Genomic DNA, 20,403 nt, shown 5'->3' with positions numbered 1-20,403 from the left:
TTTACATACCAAGGATGATTGCCATGTCTGCTATTCCCTCCCGCAGTAAAGGCGCTGCGCGCTTGCTTGCCAACGATGTCACTGCACTGCCTCCCGACTTTCCTTTTCACTACCGCCGGTTCCTTGATACCGCCGTCAGTAACGACACGCCGTTGGCGCAGGTTTCCAGCCTGGCGCATGGCAGCGAGGTGTTGATCGTCGGTGCAGGCGTTGCGGGAATGGTGGCGGCCTATGAAGCCATGCGCATGGGGTTGCACCCAGTGGTGGTGGAGGCCAGTGATCGTATCGGCGGGCGGCTGTATTCCTACGTGGCGGGTGATCCGCTGGATCCCGCTGACAGTGTGATCTGTGAAATGGGGGCGATGCGCTTTCCTATTTCAGGCAAGGCGTTGATGCACTATTTCGAGAAGGTCGGCATGACGGCCAACTCGGCGGATTTCCCTAACCCAGGCTCGGCTGCGACCCCCAGTACGGTGGTCGACTACCAGCAAACACAGACCTATTACGAAGGCAATAACCTGCCGCCGGAATACGCTGAGATTGAGCGGCTGTTGTTTGAGGAGTTCCTTGAGCAGGACCCGATCAAGTTCACCGAAATGGAAACGGCAATGTCCGAGGGCAGCATTGATCAGGCCAAGATCAAGACTTTGTGGAATGCCATTCTGGATGCGGGTTGGGACAACCTCAGTTTTTTTGCCGCGATGGTCGAGCAGGCGGGTTGGAGCCGCGAAGACATCGATCTGTTCGGCCAGATCGGTTTCGGCACCGGCGGCTGGAACACCGACTATCCCAATTGCTTCCTGGAAGTGTTGCGAGTGCTGTATACCGGGCTGGATACCAACCATAAGTTGATGTTCGACGGTTCCAGCGAGTTGCCAGCGCGGTTATGGAGCCGCGCCCCGGATACCTTCGGTGACGCCATGGCGCATTGGCCTGCGGGCACCACTGTCCAAGACCTGACGACCCAAGTCATTGCCCTGCCTTTCAAGCAGGAGGTGCGGCAGATCATACGTCGCCCGGATGGCGAGTTCGACGTATGGGTGTATGACCATAATCGGGGAGAAAATCGTCAATACACCTTTCCTGCCGTGGTCTACACCCCTCACAAGCGGATCCTCGACAAATTCCGCTACATGGATGGTGCCGCCCGCTTCAATCAAATGAACGACCTGTTATCCGCAAAGGAATGGGAAGCGGTGATGTACACCCACTACATGCAATCCGCAAAAATCTTCGCGCAGACGAAACGGCCGTTCTGGACCGATGTGGAAGCAGATTTCCAACACAAGATGAGCGTGACCCTGTCGGATCGCATCACCCGTGGTACCTACCTGCTGGACTACAGCCAAAGCCCTGGGCCATACAGGGGGAGCGGTATGTTTTTGTCTTACACCTGGAATGACGACAGCCTCAAGTTCCTGGGGGATCGCAGTACGGCGCTGCAGTCCCATGTGCAGGTGTGCACGAGCTTGCTGGACAGCGTGTATGCGCCTCATCGGTTGAACCTGGCGGCTGAATTCGGCATGACCAACCCCTTTGTCGAAATCAATTGGGAGGAGCAGCCGTTTTTCCTGTGCGCGTTCAAAATGAATCTGCCGGGACAGTACGAGTACCAGCGCTTGCTGTTTTCCCAGTTCATGAATGGCGTGAAGGGGCCTAATCCCGATGGGTTCATTCTGGCGGGTGACGACGTTTCGTTTACGGGAGGCTGGGCGGAAGGAGCGGTGACGACAGCCTTGAACGCCGTAAATAAGCTGGCGGTGAAATTCAACGGTGGGACCTATCCCAACAACCGCGGCCCCATTGATGATTGGCAAGTGCTTCAGCCGAAGGCGTTGTAAGAGCCATCACCTGAGTCCCGCGTCGCAGGTCATGAGTCTGCGACGCGGGCCTTAGGGGTTAGCGGACGAAAAGGTTGATGAGGTACCCGCCGGACGCTGTCATTTCAAACTCTTTTCCAGTAACGGTAAAGGTTCTGGATGGCTCGATGATGGTGTCGCCGACGTTCGCCAGCTTCCTCAGATCGTCCAGGCCGACGAGCGTGGCGTTGACGTCGGCGCGCAGTTGCGAATCAGTGGTGTAGCATTGAATTTCCATGATGTTGCCCTCGATAGGATTTCCTTTTCCAGCCGACTATTCGGCAGGCAGTCAGCCCCGAAGTGACGCGTCCGTTTGTTCGGGGTGACAAGATCCTATCCAAGGCAGGGGGTAGATAGATACTGTCAGAAATACGTACAAACAGTCTCTGAAAAAGCGCTGAAAGCCCCGTGGTTTCAGGCTTCCATCACTTTCCGAATATCCGCCGCCAATTCTCTTACACGTTCTTCCTCGGTATCCCACGCACACATGAAGCGTGCGCCGCCTTTGCCGATAAAGGTGTAGAAACGCCAGCCCTTGGCGGTCAACGCGGCAATCGCCGGTTCCGAGAGTTGCAGGAACACGCCGTTGGCCTGCACCGGGAACATCAACTCCACGCCAGGAATATCTGCCACCAGGCTGCTCAGCAGTTGCGCGCAGTGGTTGGCGTGACGGGCGTGTTTGAGCCAGGCGTCGTTTTCCAGCAGGCCTACCCATGGGGCGGACAGGAAGCGCATCTTCGACGCCAACTGGCCGGCCTGTTTGCAGCGGTAGTCGAAGTCTTCAGCCAACTTGTGGTTGAAGAACAGGATCGCTTCGCCCACGGCCATGCCGTTCTTGGTGCCGCCAAAGCACAGCACGTCCACCCCGGCTTTCCAGGTCAGGTCCGCCGGTGAGCAGCCGAGGAATGCGCAGGCGTTGGAGAAGCGCGCGCCGTCCATGTGCAGGTTCAGGCCCAACTCTTTGCAGGTGGCGCTGATGGCGCGGATTTCATCCGGGGTGTACACGCTGCCGACTTCGGTGGCCTGGGTCAGGGTGACCACGCGCGGCTTGGGGTAGTGGATGTCCTGGCGCTTGAGGGCGATCTCGCGGATCGACTCCGGGGTCAGCTTGCCGTTTTCGGTGCGAGCGGTGAGCAGCTTGGAGCCGTTGGAGAAAAACTCCGGCGCGCCGCATTCGTCGGTTTCGACGTGGGCGGTTTCCGAGCAAATCACGCTATGGTAGCTCTGGCACAGCGAAGACAACGCCAGGGAGTTGGCAGCAGTGCCGTTGAAGGCGAAGAACACTTCGCAGTCGGTTTCGAACAGGTTGCGGAAACCGTCGGCGGCGCGGTGGGTCCATTCATCATCGCCGTAGGCGCGTTGATGGCCCTGGTTGGCTTGTTCCATGGCGGCCCAGGCTTCCGGACAGATGCCCGAATAGTTGTCACTGGCGAATTGTTGGCTCTTGTCGGTCATGGCCCATTCCTGTGGTCGATGTTGGTGCGCACTGTAACCAAGATTGTCGCGAGTGCGCACGCACTGTAAATGCAAAGTCACTGGGGAATTATGCACGGTACTGGAACCCTGCCTGTCGGACGTGTCCGTGATGGCGCTTTGGATCTGCTCAAGTGGCTGGCGCTGTTGAGCATGGTGCTCGATCACCTGCGCTATGTCGGTTTGAGCCTGGACGGCCTGTATGTGCCGGGGCGCCTGGCGTTCCCGTGGTTTTGCCTGGCGATTGCGGCGAACCTGCACCGGGTCAGGAGTGCGCCCGTGACCGGCCAATGGCGCTACCTGGGCTGGCTGTTACTGTTCAGCGTGATCAGCGAAGTGCCGTACCGACTGTTTATCGAGGACGCCGATACGTTGAACGTGTTGCCGACCTTGGCGCTGGGCCTGCTGGTTGCCCGAGGATGGCAGCAGAAGGCGCTTTTTGATCGAGGATTGGCGTTGATTGCCCTCATGATCGCGGCGGTGTTTTCCGCGCAGCTGATGTTCGGTTTTTTCGGCGTATTACTGCCACTGGCGACGCTGCTGGTATTCCGTCGCCCCTGGTATTTGAGCGTATTGCCGGGCTTGATCTGTGTGGCGGCCAATCAATGGCAGGTTCTGCTCAATAGCGGCACCCCCGTAGCGTTGGTCGGATTCGCCGCTTGCCTGATTGCGCCAATGCTTGGCCTGGTCCTCTTGCGACACGCTCAAAACGCCTCGCCACCGGCCATGCGCCGCTGGGCGTATGCCCTCTATCCCGCGCATTTCCTGCTACTGCTGGCTTTGCGCCACAGCCTTGCCTGAGTCGCTGAATTCATTCCATGTCGTAAACGCACCTTTGCGTGGCGTGCGTAGGCATTTGACCTGCTGACGCCAGCCCTACCATCGCATCAAAGGGCCCTGCACGGGCCTCAACAATACGAAAGGCTGGGAGAGACGCGATGTTCAGCAAACAAGACCAGATCCAGGGATATGACGACGCACTGCTGGCGGCCATGAATGCCGAGGAGCAACGCCAGGAAGATCATATCGAGCTGATCGCGTCAGAGAACTACACCAGCAAACGCGTGATGGAAGCCCAAGGCAGCGGCCTCACCAACAAATACGCCGAAGGCTACCCAGGCAAGCGCTACTACGGTGGCTGCGAGCACGTGGATAAAGTTGAAGCCCTGGCCATCGAGCGCGCCAAGCAACTGTTCGGTGCCGATTACGCCAACGTACAGCCGCACTCCGGTTCGTCCGCCAACAGCGCGGTGTACCTGGCTCTGATCAATGCGGGCGACACCATCCTGGGCATGAGCCTGGCCCATGGCGGTCACCTGACCCACGGCGCCAAAGTGTCTTCCTCGGGCAAGCTTTACAACGCGGTGCAGTACGGTATCAACACTGACACCGGCCTGATCGACTACGACGAAGTCGAGCGCTTGGCCGTCGAGCACAAGCCGAAAATGGTTGTGGCCGGTTTCTCTGCCTACTCCAAGACTCTGGATTTCCCACGTTTCCGTCAGATCGCCGACAAAGTGGGCGCGCTGTTGTTCGTCGACATGGCCCACGTCGCCGGCCTGGTTGCCGCTGGCCTGTACCCGAACCCGCTGCCGTACGCCGATGTGGTCACCACCACCACCCACAAGACCCTGCGCGGTCCACGGGGCGGTCTGATCCTGGCCAAGTCCAACGAAGAAATCGAAAAGAAACTCAACGCCGCCGTATTCCCTGGCGCCCAGGGCGGCCCGCTGATGCACGTCATCGCCGGCAAGGCCGTGTGCTTCAAGGAAGCGCTGGAGCCAGGCTTCAAGGCTTATCAGCAACAAGTGATCGACAACGCCCAGGCCATGGCCGAGGTGTTCATCAAGCGCGGGTATGACGTGGTGTCCGGCGGTACCGATAACCACCTGTTCCTGGTCAGCCTGATCCGTCAGGGCCTCACCGGCAAAGAGGCGGACGCCGCCCTCGGTCGCGCCCACATCACCGTCAACAAGAACGCCGTGCCGAATGACCCGCAGTCGCCCTTCGTGACCTCGGGCCTGCGCATCGGCACCCCGGCGGTGACCACGCGTGGTTTCAAAGTGCCGCAGTGCATCGAACTGGCCGGCTGGATCTGCGACATCCTCGACAACCTCGGCGACGCCGATGTCGAGGCCAACGTGGCCAAGCACGTGTCTGCCCTGTGCGCTGATTTCCCGGTTTATCGCTGAGCGCGGTTTTGGAGTAATGACTATGCAACGCTACTCGGGCTTCGGCCTCTTCAAGCACTCACTCAGCCACCACGAAAACTGGCAGAAAATGTGGCGCACGCCGACCCCTAAAAAGGTCTACGACGTGGTCATCGTCGGCGGCGGCGGGCATGGTCTGGCGACCGCCTACTACCTGGCCAAGGAACACGGCATCACCAACGTGGCCGTGGTCGAGAAAGGCTGGCTGGGCGGCGGCAACACCGCGCGCAACACCACCATCGTGCGTTCCAATTACCTGTGGGACGAGTCGGCGCACCTGTACGAACACGCGATGAAACTGTGGGAAGGCCTGTCCCAGGACCTGAACTACAACGTGATGTTCTCCCAGCGTGGTGTCTACAACCTGTGCCACACCCTGCAAGACATCCGTGATTCCGAGCGCCGCGTCAGCGCCAACCGCCTCAATGGCGTGGACGGCGAACTGCTCAACGCCAAACAAGTGGCCGACGAGATTCCGTACCTCGACTGCTCGAAAAACACCCGCTACCCGGTACTCGGCGCCACCGTGCAACGTCGCGGCGGCGTGGCCCGTCACGATGCCGTGGCCTGGGGTTTTGCCCGCGCCGCCGACGCACTGGGCGTGGACTTGATCCAGCAGACCGAAGTGATCGGCTTTCGCAAGGAAAACGGTGTGTGCATCGGTGTGGAAACCAACAAAGGCTTTATCGGCGCCAAGCGCGTCGGTGTGGTCACCGCCGGTAACTCCGGGCACATGGCCTCGCTGGCCGGGTTCCGCCTGCCGATCGAATCCCACCCGCTGCAAGCGTTGGTGTCGGAGCCGATCAAGCCGATTATCGACAGCGTGATCATGTCCAACGCCGTGCACGGCTACATCAGCCAGTCCGACAAGGGCGACCTGGTGATCGGCGCCGGTATCGACGGCTACAACGGCTACGGCCAGCGCGGCTCGTACCCGGTGATCGAACACACCATCCAGGCCATCGTCGAGATGTTCCCGGTGCTGTCGCGCGTGCGCATGAACCGCCAGTGGGGCGGCATCGTCGACACCACGCCGGATGCGTGCCCGATCATCTCCAAGACCCCGGTGCCGAACATGTTCTTCAACTGCGGCTGGGGCACCGGTGGCTTCAAGGCCACGCCGGGCTCAGGCAACGTGTTTGCCGCCAGCCTGGCCAAGGGTGAAATGCACCCGTTGGCGGCACCTTTCTCCATCGACCGTTTCCACAACGGTGCGTTGATCGACGAACACGGCGCTGCGGCCGTCGCCCACTAACAGGAGAAATTTCCTATGTTGCATATCTTCTGTCCTCACTGTGGCGAACTGCGCTCCGAAGAGGAATTTCACGCGTCCGGCCAAGCGCACATCCCGCGCCCGCTGGACCCGAATGCCTGCACCGATGAAGAGTGGGGCGACTACATGTTCTTCCGCGACAACCCCCGTGGTCTGCACCACGAACTGTGGATCCACGCCGCCGGTTGCCGCCAGTACTTCAACGCGACCCGCGACACCCTGACCTACGAAATTCTTGAAACCTACAAGATCGGTGAGAAGCCACAATTCACCGCCAAGGCCTCTGGAGAGAAGGTATGAGCCAGACCAATCGCCTGTCCAACGGTGGCCGGATCGACCGTAACAAAGTCCTCACGTTTACCTTCAACGGCCAGACCTACAAGGGCTTTGAAGGCGACACCCTCGCCGCCGCCCTGTTGGCCAACGGCGTCGATATCATTGGCCGCAGCTTCAAGTATTCGCGCCCTCGCGGCATTTTCGCTGCGGGCGCTGAAGAGCCGAACGCGGTGCTGCAGATCGGCGCCACCGAAGCCACCCAGATTCCTAACGTGCGCGCCACGCAACAGGCGCTGTACCAAGGTTTGGTCGCCACCAGCACCAACGGCTGGCCGAACGTCAACAATGACGTGATGGGCATTCTCGGCAAGGTTGGCGGCAAGCTGATGCCGCCGGGTTTCTACTACAAAACCTTCATGTACCCGCAATCGTTCTGGATGACGTACGAGAAGTACATCCGTAAGGCCGCTGGCCTTGGCCGCTCGCCGACCGAGAACGATCCGGACACCTACGACAACTTCAACCGTCACTGCGACGTGCTGGTCGTCGGCGCGGGCCCTGCCGGTTTGGCTGCCGCACTGGCCGCCGCACGCAGCGGTGCCCGCGTGATCATTGCCGATGAGCAGGAAGAGTTCGGCGGCTCGCTGCTCGATTCCCGTGAAAGCCTCGACGGCAAGCCCGCCGCGGAATGGGTCGCCAGCGTCATTGCTGAACTGAAAGCCCTGCCGGACGTGGTGCTGTTGCCCCGCGCCACCGTCAACGGCTACCACGACCATAACTTCCTGACCATTCACGAACGCCTCACCGACCACCTGGGTGACCGTGCGCCGATTGGCGTGGTGCGCCAGCGTATCCACCGTGTGCGCGCCAAGCGTGTAGTGCTGGCGACCGGTGCGTGCGAGCGCCCGCTGGTCTACGGCAACAACGACGTGCCGGGCAACATGCTGGCCGGTGCGGTTTCGACCTACGTGCGTCGCTACGGCGTGGCACCGGGCAAGAAATTGGTGCTGTCGACCAACAACGATCACGCCTACCGTGTTGCGCTGGACTGGCTCGACGCTGGTCTGCAAGTGGTGGCCGTGGCCGATGTGCGCCACAACCCACGAGGCGCGCTGGTGGAAGAAGCCCGCGCCAAAGGCATTCGCATCCTCACCGGCAGTGCCGTGGTCGAAGCCCGTGGCACCAAGCGCGTCACCGCTGCTCGCGTCGCTGCGATCGATGTGAAAGCACATAAAGTCACCAGCCCTGGCGAGTGGCTGGACTGCGACCTGGTGGCCAGCTCCGGCGGTTACAGCCCGGTGGTCCACCTGGCTTCGCACCTGGGCGGCAAGCCGACCTGGCGTGAAGACATCCTCGGTTTTGTTCCGGGCGAAGCACCGCAGAAACGTGTGTGCGTGGGCGGCATCAATGGCGTCTACGGTCTTGGTGATTCTCTGGCGGACGGTTTTGAAGGCGGCGTGCGTGCAGCCAGCGAAGCCGGTTTTGCGCCAGTCGAAGGCACCTTGCCGAAAGCCCTGAGCCGCTTGGAAGAGCCGACACTGGCTGTCTACCAAGTACCGCATGACAAACCAACCGCACGCGCACCGAAGCAATTCGTCGACCTGCAAAACGACGTGACCGCCGCCGCCATCGAACTGGCGACCCGCGAGGGTTTCGAGTCGGTCGAGCACGTCAAACGCTACACCGCGCTGGGCTTCGGCACCGACCAGGGCAAGCTGGGTAACGTCAACGGCCTGGCGATTGCCGCCCGTTCGTTGAATGTGACCATCCCGCAGATGGGCACCACCATGTTCCGCCCGAACTACACGCCGGTGACTTTCGGCGCGGTAGCCGGCCGTCACTGTGGGCACATCTTCGAGCCGGTGCGCTACACCGCGCTGCAAGCCTGGCACGTGAAGAACGGCGCCGAGTTTGAAGACGTCGGCCAGTGGAAACGCCCGTGGTACTTCCCTCGCAATGGTGAAGACCTGCATGCGGCGGTAAAACGCGAATGCCTGGCCGTGCGCGACAGCGTCGGCCTGCTGGATGCATCCACCCTCGGCAAGATCGACATCCAGGGCCCGGACGCACGCGAATTCCTCAACCGCATCTACTCCAACGCCTGGACCAAGCTCGACGTGGGCAAGGCGCGCTACGGCCTGATGTGCAAGGAAGACGGCATGGTCTTCGACGACGGCGTCACCGCCTGCCTCGCTGACAACCACTTCCTGATGACCACCACCACCGGCGGCGCGGCCCGCGTGCTGCAGTGGCTGGAAATCTACCAACAGACCGAGTGGCCAGACCTCAAGGTGTACTTCACCTCGGTCACCGACCACTGGGCCACCATGACCCTGTCCGGCCCCAACAGCCGCAAGTTGTTGGCGGAAGTCACCGATATCGACCTGGACAAGGACGGCTTCCCGTTCATGACCTGGAAGGAAGGCTTGGTCGGCGGCGTACCGGCGCGGGTGTTCCGGATTTCGTTTACCGGTGAACTGTCGTACGAAGTCAACGTGCAGGCCGACTACGCCATGGGCGTGCTGGAAAAAATCGTCGACGCGGGCAAGAAGTACAACCTGACCCCGTACGGCACCGAAACCATGCACGTACTGCGGGCGGAGAAGGGCTTCATCATCGTCGGCCAGGACACTGACGGCTCGATGACCCCGGACGACCTGAACATGGGCTGGTGCGTCGGTCGTACCAAGCCGTTCTCGTGGATCGGCTGGCGCGGCATGAACCGTGAAGACTGCGTGCGCGAAGAGCGTAAGCAACTGGTGGGCTTGAAGCCGATCGATCCGAATGTGTGGCTGCCGGAAGGCGCGCAGTTGGTGTTCGATCCGAAGCAGACGATTCCGATGAAGATGGTCGGCCACGTGACCTCAAGCTATGCGCACAACTCCCTGGGCTATTCGTTCGCGATGGGCGTAGTGAAGGGCGGCTTGAAGCGTATTGGTGAGCGGGTGTTCTCGCCGCAGGCGGATGGCAGCGTGATCGAGGCGGAGATTGTTTCCTCGGTGTTCTTTGATCCGAAAGGTGATCGGCAGAACATCTGATGGACCGAGTTGCGGCCCCACAGGGGCCGCATTCCAAGCAGCATTCAAAGGTGCTTTATGACAGCAGCCAATGTGTACCAACAACGCCCAACCACCGGGGCCAAGGCCGAGTCGTCGCTGCACCATGCCGACCTCGCCAGCCTGGTCGGCAAGGGTCGCAAGAACGCCGGCGTGACCGTGCGCGAAAAGAAACTCCTGGGCCACCTGACCATCCGTGGCGACGGCCATGATGCCGCCTTCGCCGCTGGCGTACACAAGGCCCTGGGCATCGAGCTGCCGAGCGCCTTGACCGTGATCGTCAAAGGTGAAACCAGCTTGCAGTGGCTCGGCCCGGACGAGTGGTTGCTCATCGTGCCAAGCGGCGAAGAATTCGCCGCCGAGAAAAGCCTGCGTGAGGCCCTGGGTGAGCTGCATATCCAGATCGTCAACGTCAGCGGCGGCCAGCAGATCCTTGAACTGAGCGGCCCGAACGTGCGCGATGTGCTGATGAAGTCCACCAGCTACGACGTGCACCCCAACAACTTCCCGGTGGGCAAGGCGGTGGGCACGGTGTTCGCCAAGTCGCAACTGGTGATCCGCCACACGGCCGAAGACACCTGGGAATTGCTGATCCGTCGCAGCTTCTCGGATTACTGGTGGTTGTGGTTGCAGGATGCGTCTGCCGAATTCGGCCTGAGTGTTCAAGCCTGAGGAATGCCCCATGAGCCGCGCACCTGATACATGGATTTTGACCGCCGACTGCCCCAGCGTGCTCGGCACGGTGGACGCGGTCACCCGCTATCTGTTCGAACAGGGTTGCTACGTGACTGAGCACCACTCGTTCGATGACCGGCTTTCGGGCCGGTTCTTTATCCGCGTGGAGTTTCGCCAGCCCGACGGTTTTGACGAACAAGGTTTCCGCGATGGCCTGGCCACGCGCGGCGAAGCCTTCGGCATGATCTTCGAGCTGACGGCGCCGAACTACCGGCCAAAAGTGGTGATCATGGTCTCCAAGGCCGATCACTGCCTCAATGATTTGCTGTATCGCCAGCGCATCGGCCAACTGTCGATGGACGTGGTCGCGGTGGTGTCCAACCACCCTGATCTCAAACCCTTGGCCGACTGGCACCAGATTCCCTACTACCATTTCCCGCTCGACCCCAATGACAAACCGTCCCAGGAGCGTCAGGTGTGGCAAGTGGTGGAAGACACCGGCGCGGAACTGGTGATCCTTGCGCGCTACATGCAAGTGCTGTCGCCGGAGCTATGCCGCAAGCTGGATGGCAAGGCCATCAACATTCACCACTCGTTGTTGCCGGGGTTCAAGGGCGCCAAGCCGTATCACCAGGCGTACAACAAGGGCGTGAAGTTGGTCGGCGCCACGGCGCATTACATCAACAACGACCTGGATGAAGGCCCGATCATTGCCCAGGGCGTGGAGGTGGTGGATCACAGCCACTATCCCGAGGACTTGATTGCCAAGGGGCGGGATATTGAAGGACTGACATTGGCCCGGGCGGTGGGGTATCACATTGAGCGGCGTGTGTTTCTAAACGCCAATCGGACTGTGGTGCTCTGATTGCAAAGACAACAAACAGCATCTGTACCCGAGCACTTAAACGCGCTGCCCACCCAACGGGCAACGCGGTTCCATAAAAACAACAGCGAGGTGAAAGCATGTCTGGTAATCGTGGTGTCGTGTATCTCGGCAACGGCAAGGTCGAAGTACAGAAAATCGACTATCCCAAAATGCAGGACCCCCGTGGCAGGAAGATTGAGCACGGCGTCATCCTGCGCGTGGTTTCCACCAACATCTGCGGCTCCGACCAACACATGGTGCGCGGCCGCACCACTGCCCAGACCGGCCTGGTGCTCGGTCATGAAATCACTGGCGAAGTAATCGAGAAGGGCAGCGACGTCGAGAACTTGAAAATCGGCGACCTGGTTTCGGTTCCTTTCAACGTCGCGTGCGGTCGCTGCCGCTCCTGCAAAGAGCAACACACCGGCGTCTGCCTGACCGTCAACCCGGCCCGTGCCGGTGGCGCCTACGGCTATGTCGATATGGGCGACTGGACCGGCGGCCAGGCCGAGTACGTGCTGGTGCCATACGCAGACTTCAACCTGCTGAAACTGCCGGACCGCGACAAGGCCATGGAGAAAATCCGCGACCTGACGTGCCTGTCGGACATTCTCCCGACGGGCTACCACGGTGCCGTGACTGCGGGCGTTGGCCCAGGCAGCACCGTGTACATTGCAGGCGCCGGCCCGGTCGGCCTGGCTGCTGCCGCTTCTGCACGCCTGCTGGGCGCGGCGGTGGTGATCATCGGCGACGTCAACCCGATCCGCCTGGCCCACGCCAAGGCCCAGGGTTTTGAAGTGGCCGACCTGTCCACCGATACCCCACTGCACGAACAGATCGCCGCGCTGCTGGGCGAGCCGGAAGTGGATTGCGCCGTCGACGCCGTCGGTTTCGAAGCCCGTGGCCACGGCCATGAAGGCGTGAAAGCCGAAGCCCCGGCCACCGTGCTCAACTCGCTGATGGGCGTGGTGCGCGTGGCCGGCAAGATCGGTATCCCCGGCCTGTACGTCACCGAAGATCCAGGGGCTGTGGATGCCGCTGCCAAAATGGGCAGCCTGAGCATTCGCTTCGGCCTGGGCTGGGCCAAGTCCCACAGCTTCCACACCGGCCAGACCCCGGTGATGAAGTACAACCGCGCGCTGATGCAGGCGATCATGTGGGACCGTATCAACATTGCCGAAATCGTCGGCGTGCAGGTGATTAGCCTGGATGACGCACCACGTGGCTACGGTGAGTTCGATGCGGGCGTGCCGAAGAAGTTTGTGATCGATCCGCACAAGCTGTTCAGTGCGGCGTAAGGTTCAAGGCTGAAAAAAATGGCGACCCTGGAGGTCGCCATTTTTTATGGGTTACTTGAGGGTCGTGAGTCGCAGATAGGGATCGGCCACCTCACCGTTCTTGATCAGGCGTTTGCCGCCGTAGTCGCAATGGATCTTGCCGTTGCGTTCATTGATGGCCTCGGCCTTGAGCTCGTACTCCGCGGCCAGGTAGTCATCCTGGGTGGCTGCCGTTTGGCCTGTCCACGCCTTGCCGTTGGTGGTGGCAGTGTATTGATAGCCCTCGCCATAGGGCGCTGGAAGGTCAGGGTCTGTGTAGGGTTTGGATTGGATGTCACGGGGGGCGGGGCATTGGTCGATGCCAGTGGCTTGGGGCCGTGTAGCCTGGGCTTGGCTGCGAGATGGCAAATGGTTGAGTGCGCTGAAGGCAGCATAAAAATTGGGTATCAATCCGATCATGATCGTTACAGCTCCTTGTAGTGTGGCTGAGCCTCCCCGTTGAATGTGAATGGGAAGGCGAGCTTGGGTGGGCTGTGTCGATGGATGCGTTCCGCCATAATCTGGACCGCGGGTCGTGGATGTGTGGACGGTCACCGTAGGAATAATTCGGTGGCGCTTTTCAATGATGTGTAAATAAGCATTTGGCAATCTCCAGGGCTTCGCAATACGTGCCTCTCCAGTCGCCTATAGGGGTAAGGTTCCAACCTGAGACCTGTTTGAGTGTGACCGAAAAGCTCGCGGCGTTATTCATTGGCCCTTTGTAGGTGCAGATGACGGCTTGGTTGATCGCATCGTACCGGGCATCGTGGAACGTTGAGTCAGTGAGGTATGACGCCGTAGCCTGCGGGTTCTCGCCTGACCAAATGCGCCCGTCAGGCTGGAGCATCTCGTAGCGATAGCCGCCGCTGCCCATGGCTTTTTGTTTGATCTCCTGGGGCGTCGGACAGGTGGAGGTCGCTGCATCCGACGTGTTCACCAGTGCAATGACAGCGAATACACCTGCAAGCATTGCGCTTTTCATGACGGCTTCCAGTAGGGGAAAGGCATCATGCTGCAGGTGAATACTGGAGGGTGGCTACTGTCAAACGTGACAGTTATTTAGAGCGGTTCGTGATCAGCAACCGGTTCTTTAGTCCAATAGGCAGCGCATCGACTCAGCGAGCAGCCAACGCCCCCTGATAAATCGTCGGCCCCGTCGGCTGCTTACTCAACGACCCGCCCTTGGTCTCCGAACTCACCATCAATTCCACCGGCTTACGGATGCTTTTCTGCTGGCGCGGGTTGAGGCCGATAATGCCTTTGCCATCTTCTGGCAATAGCCCCAGGGAGACCGGCGCACCACCTTCGGGCATGGCCCAGAGTTCCAGGCTGCGATCCGGCTCGGGTGCCGTGGTGGCGATCGGTTCGACTTCGAGGTAATCCTTGTGCGCCATTATTTGCGCGGCCGGCTGCTGGGCAGTGGTCACCAGCGTGGCGGCGGCCTTGACGTTGTCCTGGGTGTAGAGCGCGCCGCCGAGGCCGGCGACGATGGCCATGCAGACGCCGATAAACACACGTGGGCGGCTCCAGAATGGGGGTTTTTGCTCAATCACTTGGGGGCGGGTCGCGCTCATGGGGCTATTCCTGACAGGGCTTTCAGTCCTGTCATGGACCCTGGTTTGCACGATGGGTTCCTGGCCCCGGTTCAGCTCAAAGTAATGCCAATTGGCCCTGATACAGCACCGGTCCGGTAGGTTGGCCGGTCGGTGAGCCGCCGTGCGGCTCCAGGCTCACGGCCAGGGTCAGTGGCGCACTGAACAACGCACGCTGTGTCTCGCTCAGTTGAATCCGGCCTTTGCCTGCGGCGGGCAGCAAGCCCAGTGAGATGGGTTTGCCACCCGGCGCAATCGCCCACAATTCCAGGCTCAACGTCGGTGCTATCGCGGCCAGTGTCAGGGGTTCCACTTGCAGGTGGTCGGCGAACGCGCTGATCTGCAGCGCGGGTTGTTGGTTGGCGTTGACCAGGGTGGCGTTGTACGCCACCCCTGTGTCGCGTTGGTACAGCACACCGACGGTGACGGCGACGACCACTGCGCAGGCGGCGGCCAGGACGCGGAGGTTTTTCCAGAACGCTTGCTTCGCCGGCACATGCAGTACCTGCGGCTCGATGCGTGCCTTGATGCCTGCCCACACGTGTTCCGGAACGGGTCGCTCAGGCAGGGCACCGGTCAGGCTGGCGAGCGCGTCCTGCCAATGGCTGAGTTCCACGCGCAGCGCGACATCCTCCCGCAACAGCGCATCAAAACGCCGACGTGCGGTAGCGGGCATCAGCCCGATGGCGTAGTCGGCGGCCAGGGCGCGGCGCAGGGCGGTGGTCTGGTAGTTCATGATTCAAGGCACCTGCGCAGGCGTTCCATGCCGCGGCGGATCCAGGATTTGACCGAACCCAGGGGCGCTGCCAACTGCGTGGCCAGCTCCGAGCAGGACAGGCCCTGGAAGTACGCCACGCTGATCGACCGGCGTTGCATGCCGTCGAGGGTGTCCAGGCAACGGTTCAAGGCATGGGCTTGGCGTTCGTGGTCGAGTTGGTCGTGGGCGCTGGGGGCGTCATCGATCAAGGCGTCTTGCTGACCATCGGCCAGCGGCTGTTCGCGGTGTTTGCGCAACTGGTCGATGGCCAGGTTGCGGGTGATGTTGACCATCCAGGTCATCGGCGCCGCCAGGTGCGCCTCGTAGCGCGAAGCGTTGTACCAGATGCGTACGAAGGCTTCCTGCAGCACTTCTTCGGCCAGGTCCGTGCGGCCCATGAAGCGCAGGGCCACACCGTGAAGGCGCGGCGAAACGCTGCGGTAGAGGGTTTCGAACGCTTGGCGGTTACCCAGGGCACATTGCGCCAGCAAAGGGCGCAAGGGGTCAGCATCATCGGCGCTAATAAGGCTTCTCCAGACCCTCGTTCGAGGGTTACGGGACGGCACGCGGTAAGCGGAGGGTAGTTCAGCCTGGGCATTCATTCCATCCAACTCCGAGTGGCGTATGCAGGCTATACGCGGGCCGAGGCCATTCGGATGCAGAAAAATCTGAACTAACCTTGGTGTGGGAACAATCGTTCCGGACTGTCAGTCAAACGCCTGCTTTTAGCTCTTACACCCAGAGGTTGTTTCGATGAAGATTTCACGCGGTTTCGCCCTTTCCTGCCTGATGACCCTGGCAGCCGCCCCGGTGTTCGCCGCAGGCTTCAGCCTTGGCGACGCGGCCAATGCGATTTCCGGCATGCAGGGTGGCAACAACAAGGCAGCCGCTGCCGCCCCGTCGTCCGAGACGGCCGGCCTGTTAAGCGCACTGACCTCGCAACTGAACATCACCCCCGAACAAGCGGTCGGCGGTACGGGCGCCATGCTCGGCCTGGCCAAGAACAAGCTGAGCGGCAACGATTATTCGCAACTGGGCAACAGCGTGCCGGGCCTCGACCAGTTGTCGGGCAACAACGCATTGGGCAGCCTCGGCGCCTTGAGCGGGATGCTCGGCCAGACCGGCGGCAGCAAGACCAGCGGCCTGGATGGCTTGCTGGGTAATGTGAAAAGCACCAACGACCTGAACACCGCCTTCAGCGCCTTGGGCATGGACAGCGGCATGGTCGGCCAGTTTGCCCCGGTTATCCTGCAATACCTGGGCGGCCAGGGTGCCAGCAGCTCCGTGCTGGGCAAGTTGGCCCAGGCCTGGGGCACCGGCAGTTAAATCCGTTCCGCGCGCAGTTGCTCGATACGCGCGTCCTTCTCCGTCCAGAGCTGGTTGACCCAGTTCTGGACGGTCTGGCGAAACGCCGGATCATTCTCGTAATCCCCTTGCCACAACGCCGGATCCAATTCGCGGGTGCGGATATCAATGATCACCTTGGGCACTGCGCCACTGATCAAATCCCAGAACCCCGGAATCTTCTGCTGCGGATAGACCACGGTCACGTCGAGCACGGCATCCAGTTGTTCACCCATCGCCGCCAATACAAACGCCACGCCGCCCGCCTTGGGCTTGAGCAAGCGAGTGAAGGGTGAATCCTGCTGCTTGCGCTTGGTTTCGTTGAACCGCGTGCCTTCCAGATAATTGACCACCGTCACCGGCTGGCGCTTGAACAGCTCGCAGGCCTCCTTGGTGATTTTCAAATCCTGCCCGGCGAGTTCCGGGTGCTTGGCCAGAAAGGCCTTGCTGTAGCGCTTCATGAAGGGGTAATCCAATGCCCACCAGGCCAGGCCGAGGAAGGGCACCCAGATCAGCTCTTTTTTCAGGAAGAATTTGAAGAACGGCGTGCGGCGGTTGAGGGCCTGGATCAGCGCCGGGATATCCACCCAGGATTGGTGGTTGCTGATCACCAGGTAGGACGTATCGCCCCGCAGGTCTTCGCCACCGCGAATATCCCATTGGGTCGGGATGCACAGCGCGAAAATCAGCTTGTCGATCTCGGCCCAGGTCTCGGCGATCCACATCACCGCCCAGGACATGTAGTCACGCGAGCGCCCAGGGGCCACCAGCTTGAGCAGGGCAAACACCATCAACGGCCCGATCAGGACCAGGGTGTTGAGCAGCAGTAGCAATGACACAAAACAGCCGGTGAGCAGGCGGCGCATAAGTAACTCTTGAAATCCTGTGGGCGGGCCATGATAAGCAGCTTGAGTCTAGAGGCCAAATGCCAATTCGCCGGACGAATGTTTCACAATGTGCCGGTTATGCTGGGGCGAGCTAACTAAGTGCTGCCTTTGCGGTCTAGAATCCGCCTACTTCTTTCCGAGGAAATCACTTCGTGAAACTGCTCCTTGCCTCTCTCGCCCTGGCTGCCCTGCCGGTCATGGCCGCCGAACCGACCCTCTACGGTCGCTACGAATACATCCAGTTGCCGGAGATCGGCGAAACCTTCAAGGCCAAGATGGACACCGGCGCGCTGACGGCTTCGCTGTCGGCCCGCGACATCGAGACCTTCACCCGTGACGGCGACGATTGGGTGCGCTTCCGCCTCGGCGGCAAAGACGCCTCCAACAAAGTCTACGAACACAAGGTGTCGCGCATCAGCAAGATCAAGAGCCGCGCCGATGAAGACGACGACAAGGACGAAGCCACCGTGGCCAAGCGCCCGGTGATCGACCTGGAAATGTGCCTGGGCGACGTCAAGCGCACCGTCGAGGTCAACCTCACCGACCGCAGCAGCTTCAACTACCCGTTGCTGATCGGCGCCAAGGCCCTGCGTGAATTTGGCGCTGCGGTAAACCCGGCCCGTCGTTACACTGCCGACAAACCGGACTGCTGACGGACCTACATGCCGCATATCCTGATTGTCGAAGACGAAGCGGCGATTGCCGACACGCTGATCTTCGCCCTGCAAGGCGAGGGCTTCACCACCACCTGGCTGACCCTCGGCCAGGCGGCGCTGGAGCATCAGCGCCAGACGCCCGCCGACCTGATTATCCTCGACATCGGCCTGCCGGATATCACCGGCTTTGAGACCTGCAAGCAACTGCGCCGGTTCAGCGAAGTGCCTGTCATGTTTCTCAGCGCGCGGGATGGCGAGATCGATCGCGTGGTCGGCCTGGAGATCGGCGCCGACGATTATGTGGTCAAGCCCTTCAGCCCACGGGAAGTGACGGCGCGGGTCCGGGCGATCCTGAAGCGCATTGGCCCAGGTGCTGCGCCGGCCGTGTTCCAGGTGGATCTGGAACGTATGCAGATTACCTTTCGCGGCCAGCCGTTGAGCCTGACGCGCCATGAATTTCGTTTGCTGCAAAGCCTGCTGGAACAACCCGAGCGTGTGTTCAGTCGCGAGCAACTGTTGGACGCGGTGGGCGTGGCGGCAGATGCGGGTTACGAGCGCAATATCGATAGCCATATCAAAAGCCTGCGCAGCAAGTTGCGCAGCGTGGCCGCCGATGCCGAGCCGATCCAGACCCATCGCGGCCTCGGCTACAGCTACAGCCCGAGCAACAGCTGATGCGCCTGGGGCTACGGATCTTCCTGGTGTATGCGCTGTTTATCGGCCTGACCGGCTACTTCGTGCTCAGCACCGTGATGAAGGAAATCCGCCCTGGCGTACGTCAGTCCACCGAAGAAACCCTGGTGGACACCGCCAACCTGTTGGCCGAGATCGTGCGCAATGACGTAAAGAACGGCACTCTCGGCCAGAGCCACTGGCCGGAGCTGCTCAAGGCCTATGGCAACCGCCAGCCGGGCGCGACCATCTGGGGCTTGCCGAAGAACCAGGTCAACCACCGTATCTACGTAACCGATGCCAAGGGCACCGTGTTGCTCGACTCTACGGGCGAAGCGGTGGGGCAGGATTATTCCAAGTGGAACGACGTGTACCTGACCCTGCGTGGCGAGTACGGCGCGCGTTCCACCCGCAGCGAACTGGATGACCCAGCTTCATCGGTGATGCACGTGGGCGCGCCGATCCGTGACAACGGCCAGATCATCGGCGTGGTCACCGTGGCCAAGCCGAACAGTTCATTGCAGCCTTATGTCGACCGCACCGAGCGCCGCCTGCTGTGGTACGGCGGTGGCCTGGTGATTCTGGGCCTGCTGCTGGGCGCACTGCTGTCGTGGTGGCTGAGCGTGGCGCTGCGCCGTTTGACCGCCTACGCCGAAGCCGTCAGCGAGGGGCGGCGTGCCGAGCTGCCCCATTACCGTGGCGGTGAGCTCAAGCAACTGTCCACCGCCGTCGAGCACATGCGCACGCAGTTGGAAGGCAAGGCCTACGTCGAGCATTACGTACACACCCTGACCCACGAATTGAAGAGCCCATTGGCCGCGATCCGCGGTGCGGCGGAGCTGTTGCAGGGTGAGATGACCCGCGAGCAACAGCAGCGCTTCGTCAGCAACATCGACAGCGAAAGCGCGCGTCTGCAGCAGTTGATCGAGCGCCTGCTGAACCTGGCGCAGGTGGAACAGCGCCAGGGCCTGGAGGAGCAGGCGAGTATCCCGCTGGCGGCGATGGTCGATGAAGTGCTCAAGGCTCAATGCGCGCGGATTGAAGGCGCCGGGTTGCAGGTCGAGCAGTCAATTGCGGCGGATGTGAAGGTGTACGGTGAACCCTTCCTGTTGCGTCAGGCCCTTGGCAATCTGCTGGACAATGCCCTGGACTTCACGCCGCCCGGCGGGCTGTTGACGTTCAGCGCACAGACGCGACACAACGACGTGCAAGTCAGCCTGTTCAACCAGGCCGCGCCGATTCCCGACTACGCCCTGCCGCGCCTGAGCGAGCGTTTCTACTCGCTGCCACGTCCGACCAGTGGGCGAAAAAGCACGGGGCTGGGCCTCAACTTTGTCGAGGAAGTGATGAAGTTGCACGGCGGCGCGTTGCAGATCGGCAATGTCGACGGCGGCGTGCAGGTGGTGCTGCATCTCCACACAGTCTCCACATTGCCCACATAAATCGCCCACACGGGCTGCCCAGACTCTCCCCATCAAAACAGGGAGAGACC

General features: G+C 61.1%; 21 protein-coding genes. 13 read left to right on the top strand and 8 right to left on the bottom strand.

The window, feature by feature from the left end; translation table 11 throughout:
* The first annotated feature begins 23 nt into the window (after positions 1 to 23).
* Positions 24 to 1,841: an NAD(P)/FAD-dependent oxidoreductase gene (locus HX812_RS00570; protein ID WP_038848861.1), complete on the top strand. Its 1,818-nt coding sequence runs from the start codon at positions 24 to 26 to the stop codon at positions 1,839 to 1,841.
* A gap of 58 nt (positions 1,842 to 1,899) precedes the next feature.
* On the opposite strand, the gene HX812_RS00565 is transcribed toward HX812_RS00570, so the two are convergent.
* The gene (locus HX812_RS00565) at positions 1,900 to 2,097 is read right to left on the bottom strand and encodes a hypothetical protein (protein WP_038848858.1); all 198 of its coding nucleotides are present in this window, start codon (positions 2,095 to 2,097) and stop codon (positions 1,900 to 1,902) included.
* A 176-nt stretch (positions 2,098 to 2,273) separates the two neighbouring features.
* Positions 2,274 to 3,314 carry a low specificity L-threonine aldolase gene (locus HX812_RS00560; protein WP_010207092.1) on the bottom strand — a complete coding sequence of 347 codons (1,041 nt, stop codon included), beginning with the start codon at positions 3,312 to 3,314 and terminating at the stop codon, positions 2,274 to 2,276.
* A 90-nt stretch (positions 3,315 to 3,404) separates the two neighbouring features.
* On the opposite strand from HX812_RS00560, the gene HX812_RS00555 reads away from it, so the two are divergent.
* From HX812_RS00555 to fdhA, 8 genes are all read left to right on the top strand, one after another.
* Positions 3,405 to 4,133, top strand: a complete 729-nt coding sequence (locus tag HX812_RS00555; protein ID WP_038848856.1) for a TraX family protein — start codon at positions 3,405 to 3,407, stop codon at positions 4,131 to 4,133.
* Positions 4,134 to 4,270: 137 nt separating this feature from the next.
* The gene (gene glyA, locus HX812_RS00550; protein WP_033898051.1) at positions 4,271 to 5,524 is read left to right on the top strand and encodes a serine hydroxymethyltransferase; all 1,254 of its coding nucleotides are present in this window, start codon (positions 4,271 to 4,273) and stop codon (positions 5,522 to 5,524) included.
* A 22-nt stretch (positions 5,525 to 5,546) separates the two neighbouring features.
* The gene (locus HX812_RS00545; RefSeq protein ID WP_010207084.1) at positions 5,547 to 6,797 is read left to right on the top strand and encodes a sarcosine oxidase subunit beta; all 1,251 of its coding nucleotides are present in this window, start codon (positions 5,547 to 5,549) and stop codon (positions 6,795 to 6,797) included.
* 15 nt (positions 6,798 to 6,812) lie between these two features.
* The gene (locus tag HX812_RS00540; protein WP_010207083.1) at positions 6,813 to 7,115 is read left to right on the top strand and encodes a sarcosine oxidase subunit delta; all 303 of its coding nucleotides are present in this window, start codon (positions 6,813 to 6,815) and stop codon (positions 7,113 to 7,115) included.
* On the top strand, positions 7,112 to 10,129 hold the full coding sequence (locus HX812_RS00535; RefSeq protein ID WP_038848853.1) for a sarcosine oxidase subunit alpha: 3,018 nt from the start codon (positions 7,112 to 7,114) through the stop codon (positions 10,127 to 10,129). Before HX812_RS00540 ends, HX812_RS00535 begins: the two co-directional genes overlap by 4 nt.
* Positions 10,130 to 10,186: 57 nt before the next feature.
* On the top strand, positions 10,187 to 10,819 hold the full coding sequence (locus tag HX812_RS00530; protein WP_038848850.1) for a sarcosine oxidase subunit gamma: 633 nt from the start codon (positions 10,187 to 10,189) through the stop codon (positions 10,817 to 10,819).
* A 10-nt stretch (positions 10,820 to 10,829) separates the two neighbouring features.
* Positions 10,830 to 11,687: a formyltetrahydrofolate deformylase gene (gene purU / locus HX812_RS00525; RefSeq protein ID WP_016977808.1), complete on the top strand. Its 858-nt coding sequence runs from the start codon at positions 10,830 to 10,832 to the stop codon at positions 11,685 to 11,687.
* Between the two features lie 98 nt (positions 11,688 to 11,785).
* A complete protein-coding gene (gene fdhA, locus HX812_RS00520; RefSeq protein ID WP_016977809.1) occupies positions 11,786 to 12,985 on the top strand; it encodes a formaldehyde dehydrogenase, glutathione-independent in 1,200 nt (399 codons plus the stop codon).
* A 51-nt stretch (positions 12,986 to 13,036) separates the two neighbouring features.
* Here fdhA and HX812_RS00515 read toward each other — a convergent pair whose 3' ends face one another.
* From HX812_RS00515 to HX812_RS00495, 5 genes are all read right to left on the bottom strand, one after another.
* Entirely contained in the window at positions 13,037 to 13,423 is a 387-nt protein-coding gene (locus HX812_RS00515; protein WP_038848848.1) for a hypothetical protein, read from the bottom strand.
* 160 nt (positions 13,424 to 13,583) lie between these two features.
* A complete protein-coding gene (locus tag HX812_RS00510) occupies positions 13,584 to 13,985 on the bottom strand; it encodes a DUF3757 domain-containing protein (RefSeq protein WP_038848845.1) in 402 nt (133 codons plus the stop codon).
* 133 nt (positions 13,986 to 14,118) lie between these two features.
* Positions 14,119 to 14,577, bottom strand: coding sequence for an anti-sigma factor domain-containing protein (locus HX812_RS00505; protein WP_038848844.1), 459 nt, complete (start codon positions 14,575 to 14,577; stop codon positions 14,119 to 14,121).
* 76 nt (positions 14,578 to 14,653) lie between these two features.
* Positions 14,654 to 15,331 (bottom strand): anti-sigma factor domain-containing protein, encoded by a 678-nt coding sequence (locus tag HX812_RS00500; RefSeq protein ID WP_038848842.1) that lies wholly within the window; start codon positions 15,329 to 15,331, stop codon positions 14,654 to 14,656.
* Positions 15,328 to 15,954 carry an RNA polymerase sigma factor gene (locus HX812_RS00495; protein WP_038848839.1) on the bottom strand — a complete coding sequence of 209 codons (627 nt, stop codon included), beginning with the start codon at positions 15,952 to 15,954 and terminating at the stop codon, positions 15,328 to 15,330. The genes HX812_RS00500 and HX812_RS00495 overlap by 4 nt, the downstream gene beginning before the upstream one ends.
* A gap of 151 nt (positions 15,955 to 16,105) precedes the next feature.
* Between HX812_RS00495 and HX812_RS00490 the strand changes: the two genes are divergently transcribed.
* Positions 16,106 to 16,678: a DUF2780 domain-containing protein gene (locus HX812_RS00490; RefSeq protein WP_033898061.1), complete on the top strand. Its 573-nt coding sequence runs from the start codon at positions 16,106 to 16,108 to the stop codon at positions 16,676 to 16,678.
* Here the strand turns inward: HX812_RS00490 and HX812_RS00485 are convergent.
* Positions 16,675 to 17,562, bottom strand: a complete 888-nt coding sequence (locus HX812_RS00485; protein ID WP_038848835.1) for an acyltransferase — start codon at positions 17,560 to 17,562, stop codon at positions 16,675 to 16,677. The genes HX812_RS00490 and HX812_RS00485 overlap by 4 nt on opposite strands.
* A gap of 173 nt (positions 17,563 to 17,735) precedes the next feature.
* Here HX812_RS00485 and HX812_RS00480 point away from each other — a divergent pair, with 173 nt between their 5' ends.
* From HX812_RS00480 to creC, 3 genes are read left to right on the top strand one after another with little or no spacing between them, the layout of a single operon-like run.
* Positions 17,736 to 18,236 (top strand): ATP-dependent zinc protease, encoded by a 501-nt coding sequence (locus HX812_RS00480; protein ID WP_033898063.1) that lies wholly within the window; start codon positions 17,736 to 17,738, stop codon positions 18,234 to 18,236.
* 9 nt (positions 18,237 to 18,245) lie between these two features.
* Positions 18,246 to 18,914 carry a two-component system response regulator CreB gene (gene creB, locus HX812_RS00475; protein ID WP_038848831.1) on the top strand — a complete coding sequence of 223 codons (669 nt, stop codon included), beginning with the start codon at positions 18,246 to 18,248 and terminating at the stop codon, positions 18,912 to 18,914.
* A complete protein-coding gene (creC, locus tag HX812_RS00470) occupies positions 18,914 to 20,353 on the top strand; it encodes a two-component system sensor histidine kinase CreC (protein WP_038848828.1) in 1,440 nt (479 codons plus the stop codon). The genes creB and creC overlap by 1 nt, the downstream gene beginning before the upstream one ends.
* Positions 20,354 to 20,403: the final 50 nt, after the last annotated feature.

It is taken from the genome of Pseudomonas sp. IPO3749 (assembly GCF_013386605.1).
In the GTDB taxonomy this organism is placed as follows: domain Bacteria; phylum Pseudomonadota; class Gammaproteobacteria; order Pseudomonadales; family Pseudomonadaceae; genus Aquipseudomonas; species Aquipseudomonas azotoformans_A.
Note: the sequence above shows the minus strand (reverse complement) of the source record. Positions and strands in the feature narration are given on the sequence as shown.

What these genes read in the sequence shown, in the direction of transcription:
- HX812_RS00570 (WP_038848861.1), top strand. Translation starts at nt 24, where the DNA reads ATGTCTGCTATTCCCTCCCGCAGTAAAGGCGCTGCGCGCTTGCTTGCC.
- HX812_RS00565 (WP_038848858.1), bottom strand. Translation starts at nt 2,097, where the DNA reads ATGGAAATTCAATGCTACACCACTGATTCGCAACTGCGCGCCGACGTC.
- HX812_RS00560 (WP_010207092.1), bottom strand. Translation starts at nt 3,314, where the DNA reads ATGACCGACAAGAGCCAACAATTCGCCAGTGACAACTATTCGGGCATC.
- HX812_RS00555 (WP_038848856.1), top strand. Translation starts at nt 3,405, where the DNA reads ATGCACGGTACTGGAACCCTGCCTGTCGGACGTGTCCGTGATGGCGCT.
- glyA (WP_033898051.1), top strand. Translation starts at nt 4,271, where the DNA reads ATGTTCAGCAAACAAGACCAGATCCAGGGATATGACGACGCACTGCTG.
- HX812_RS00545 (WP_010207084.1), top strand. Translation starts at nt 5,547, where the DNA reads ATGCAACGCTACTCGGGCTTCGGCCTCTTCAAGCACTCACTCAGCCAC.
- HX812_RS00540 (WP_010207083.1), top strand. Translation starts at nt 6,813, where the DNA reads ATGTTGCATATCTTCTGTCCTCACTGTGGCGAACTGCGCTCCGAAGAG.
- HX812_RS00535 (WP_038848853.1), top strand. Translation starts at nt 7,112, where the DNA reads ATGAGCCAGACCAATCGCCTGTCCAACGGTGGCCGGATCGACCGTAAC.
- HX812_RS00530 (WP_038848850.1), top strand. Translation starts at nt 10,187, where the DNA reads ATGACAGCAGCCAATGTGTACCAACAACGCCCAACCACCGGGGCCAAG.
- purU (WP_016977808.1), top strand. Translation starts at nt 10,830, where the DNA reads ATGAGCCGCGCACCTGATACATGGATTTTGACCGCCGACTGCCCCAGC.
- fdhA (WP_016977809.1), top strand. Translation starts at nt 11,786, where the DNA reads ATGTCTGGTAATCGTGGTGTCGTGTATCTCGGCAACGGCAAGGTCGAA.
- HX812_RS00515 (WP_038848848.1), bottom strand. Translation starts at nt 13,423, where the DNA reads ATGATCGGATTGATACCCAATTTTTATGCTGCCTTCAGCGCACTCAAC.
- HX812_RS00510 (WP_038848845.1), bottom strand. Translation starts at nt 13,985, where the DNA reads ATGAAAAGCGCAATGCTTGCAGGTGTATTCGCTGTCATTGCACTGGTG.
- HX812_RS00505 (WP_038848844.1), bottom strand. Translation starts at nt 14,577, where the DNA reads ATGAGCGCGACCCGCCCCCAAGTGATTGAGCAAAAACCCCCATTCTGG.
- HX812_RS00500 (WP_038848842.1), bottom strand. Translation starts at nt 15,331, where the DNA reads ATGAACTACCAGACCACCGCCCTGCGCCGCGCCCTGGCCGCCGACTAC.
- HX812_RS00495 (WP_038848839.1), bottom strand. Translation starts at nt 15,954, where the DNA reads ATGAATGCCCAGGCTGAACTACCCTCCGCTTACCGCGTGCCGTCCCGT.
- HX812_RS00490 (WP_033898061.1), top strand. Translation starts at nt 16,106, where the DNA reads ATGAAGATTTCACGCGGTTTCGCCCTTTCCTGCCTGATGACCCTGGCA.
- HX812_RS00485 (WP_038848835.1), bottom strand. Translation starts at nt 17,562, where the DNA reads ATGCGCCGCCTGCTCACCGGCTGTTTTGTGTCATTGCTACTGCTGCTC.
- creB (WP_038848831.1), top strand. Translation starts at nt 18,246, where the DNA reads ATGCCGCATATCCTGATTGTCGAAGACGAAGCGGCGATTGCCGACACG.
- creC (WP_038848828.1), top strand. Translation starts at nt 18,914, where the DNA reads ATGCGCCTGGGGCTACGGATCTTCCTGGTGTATGCGCTGTTTATCGGC.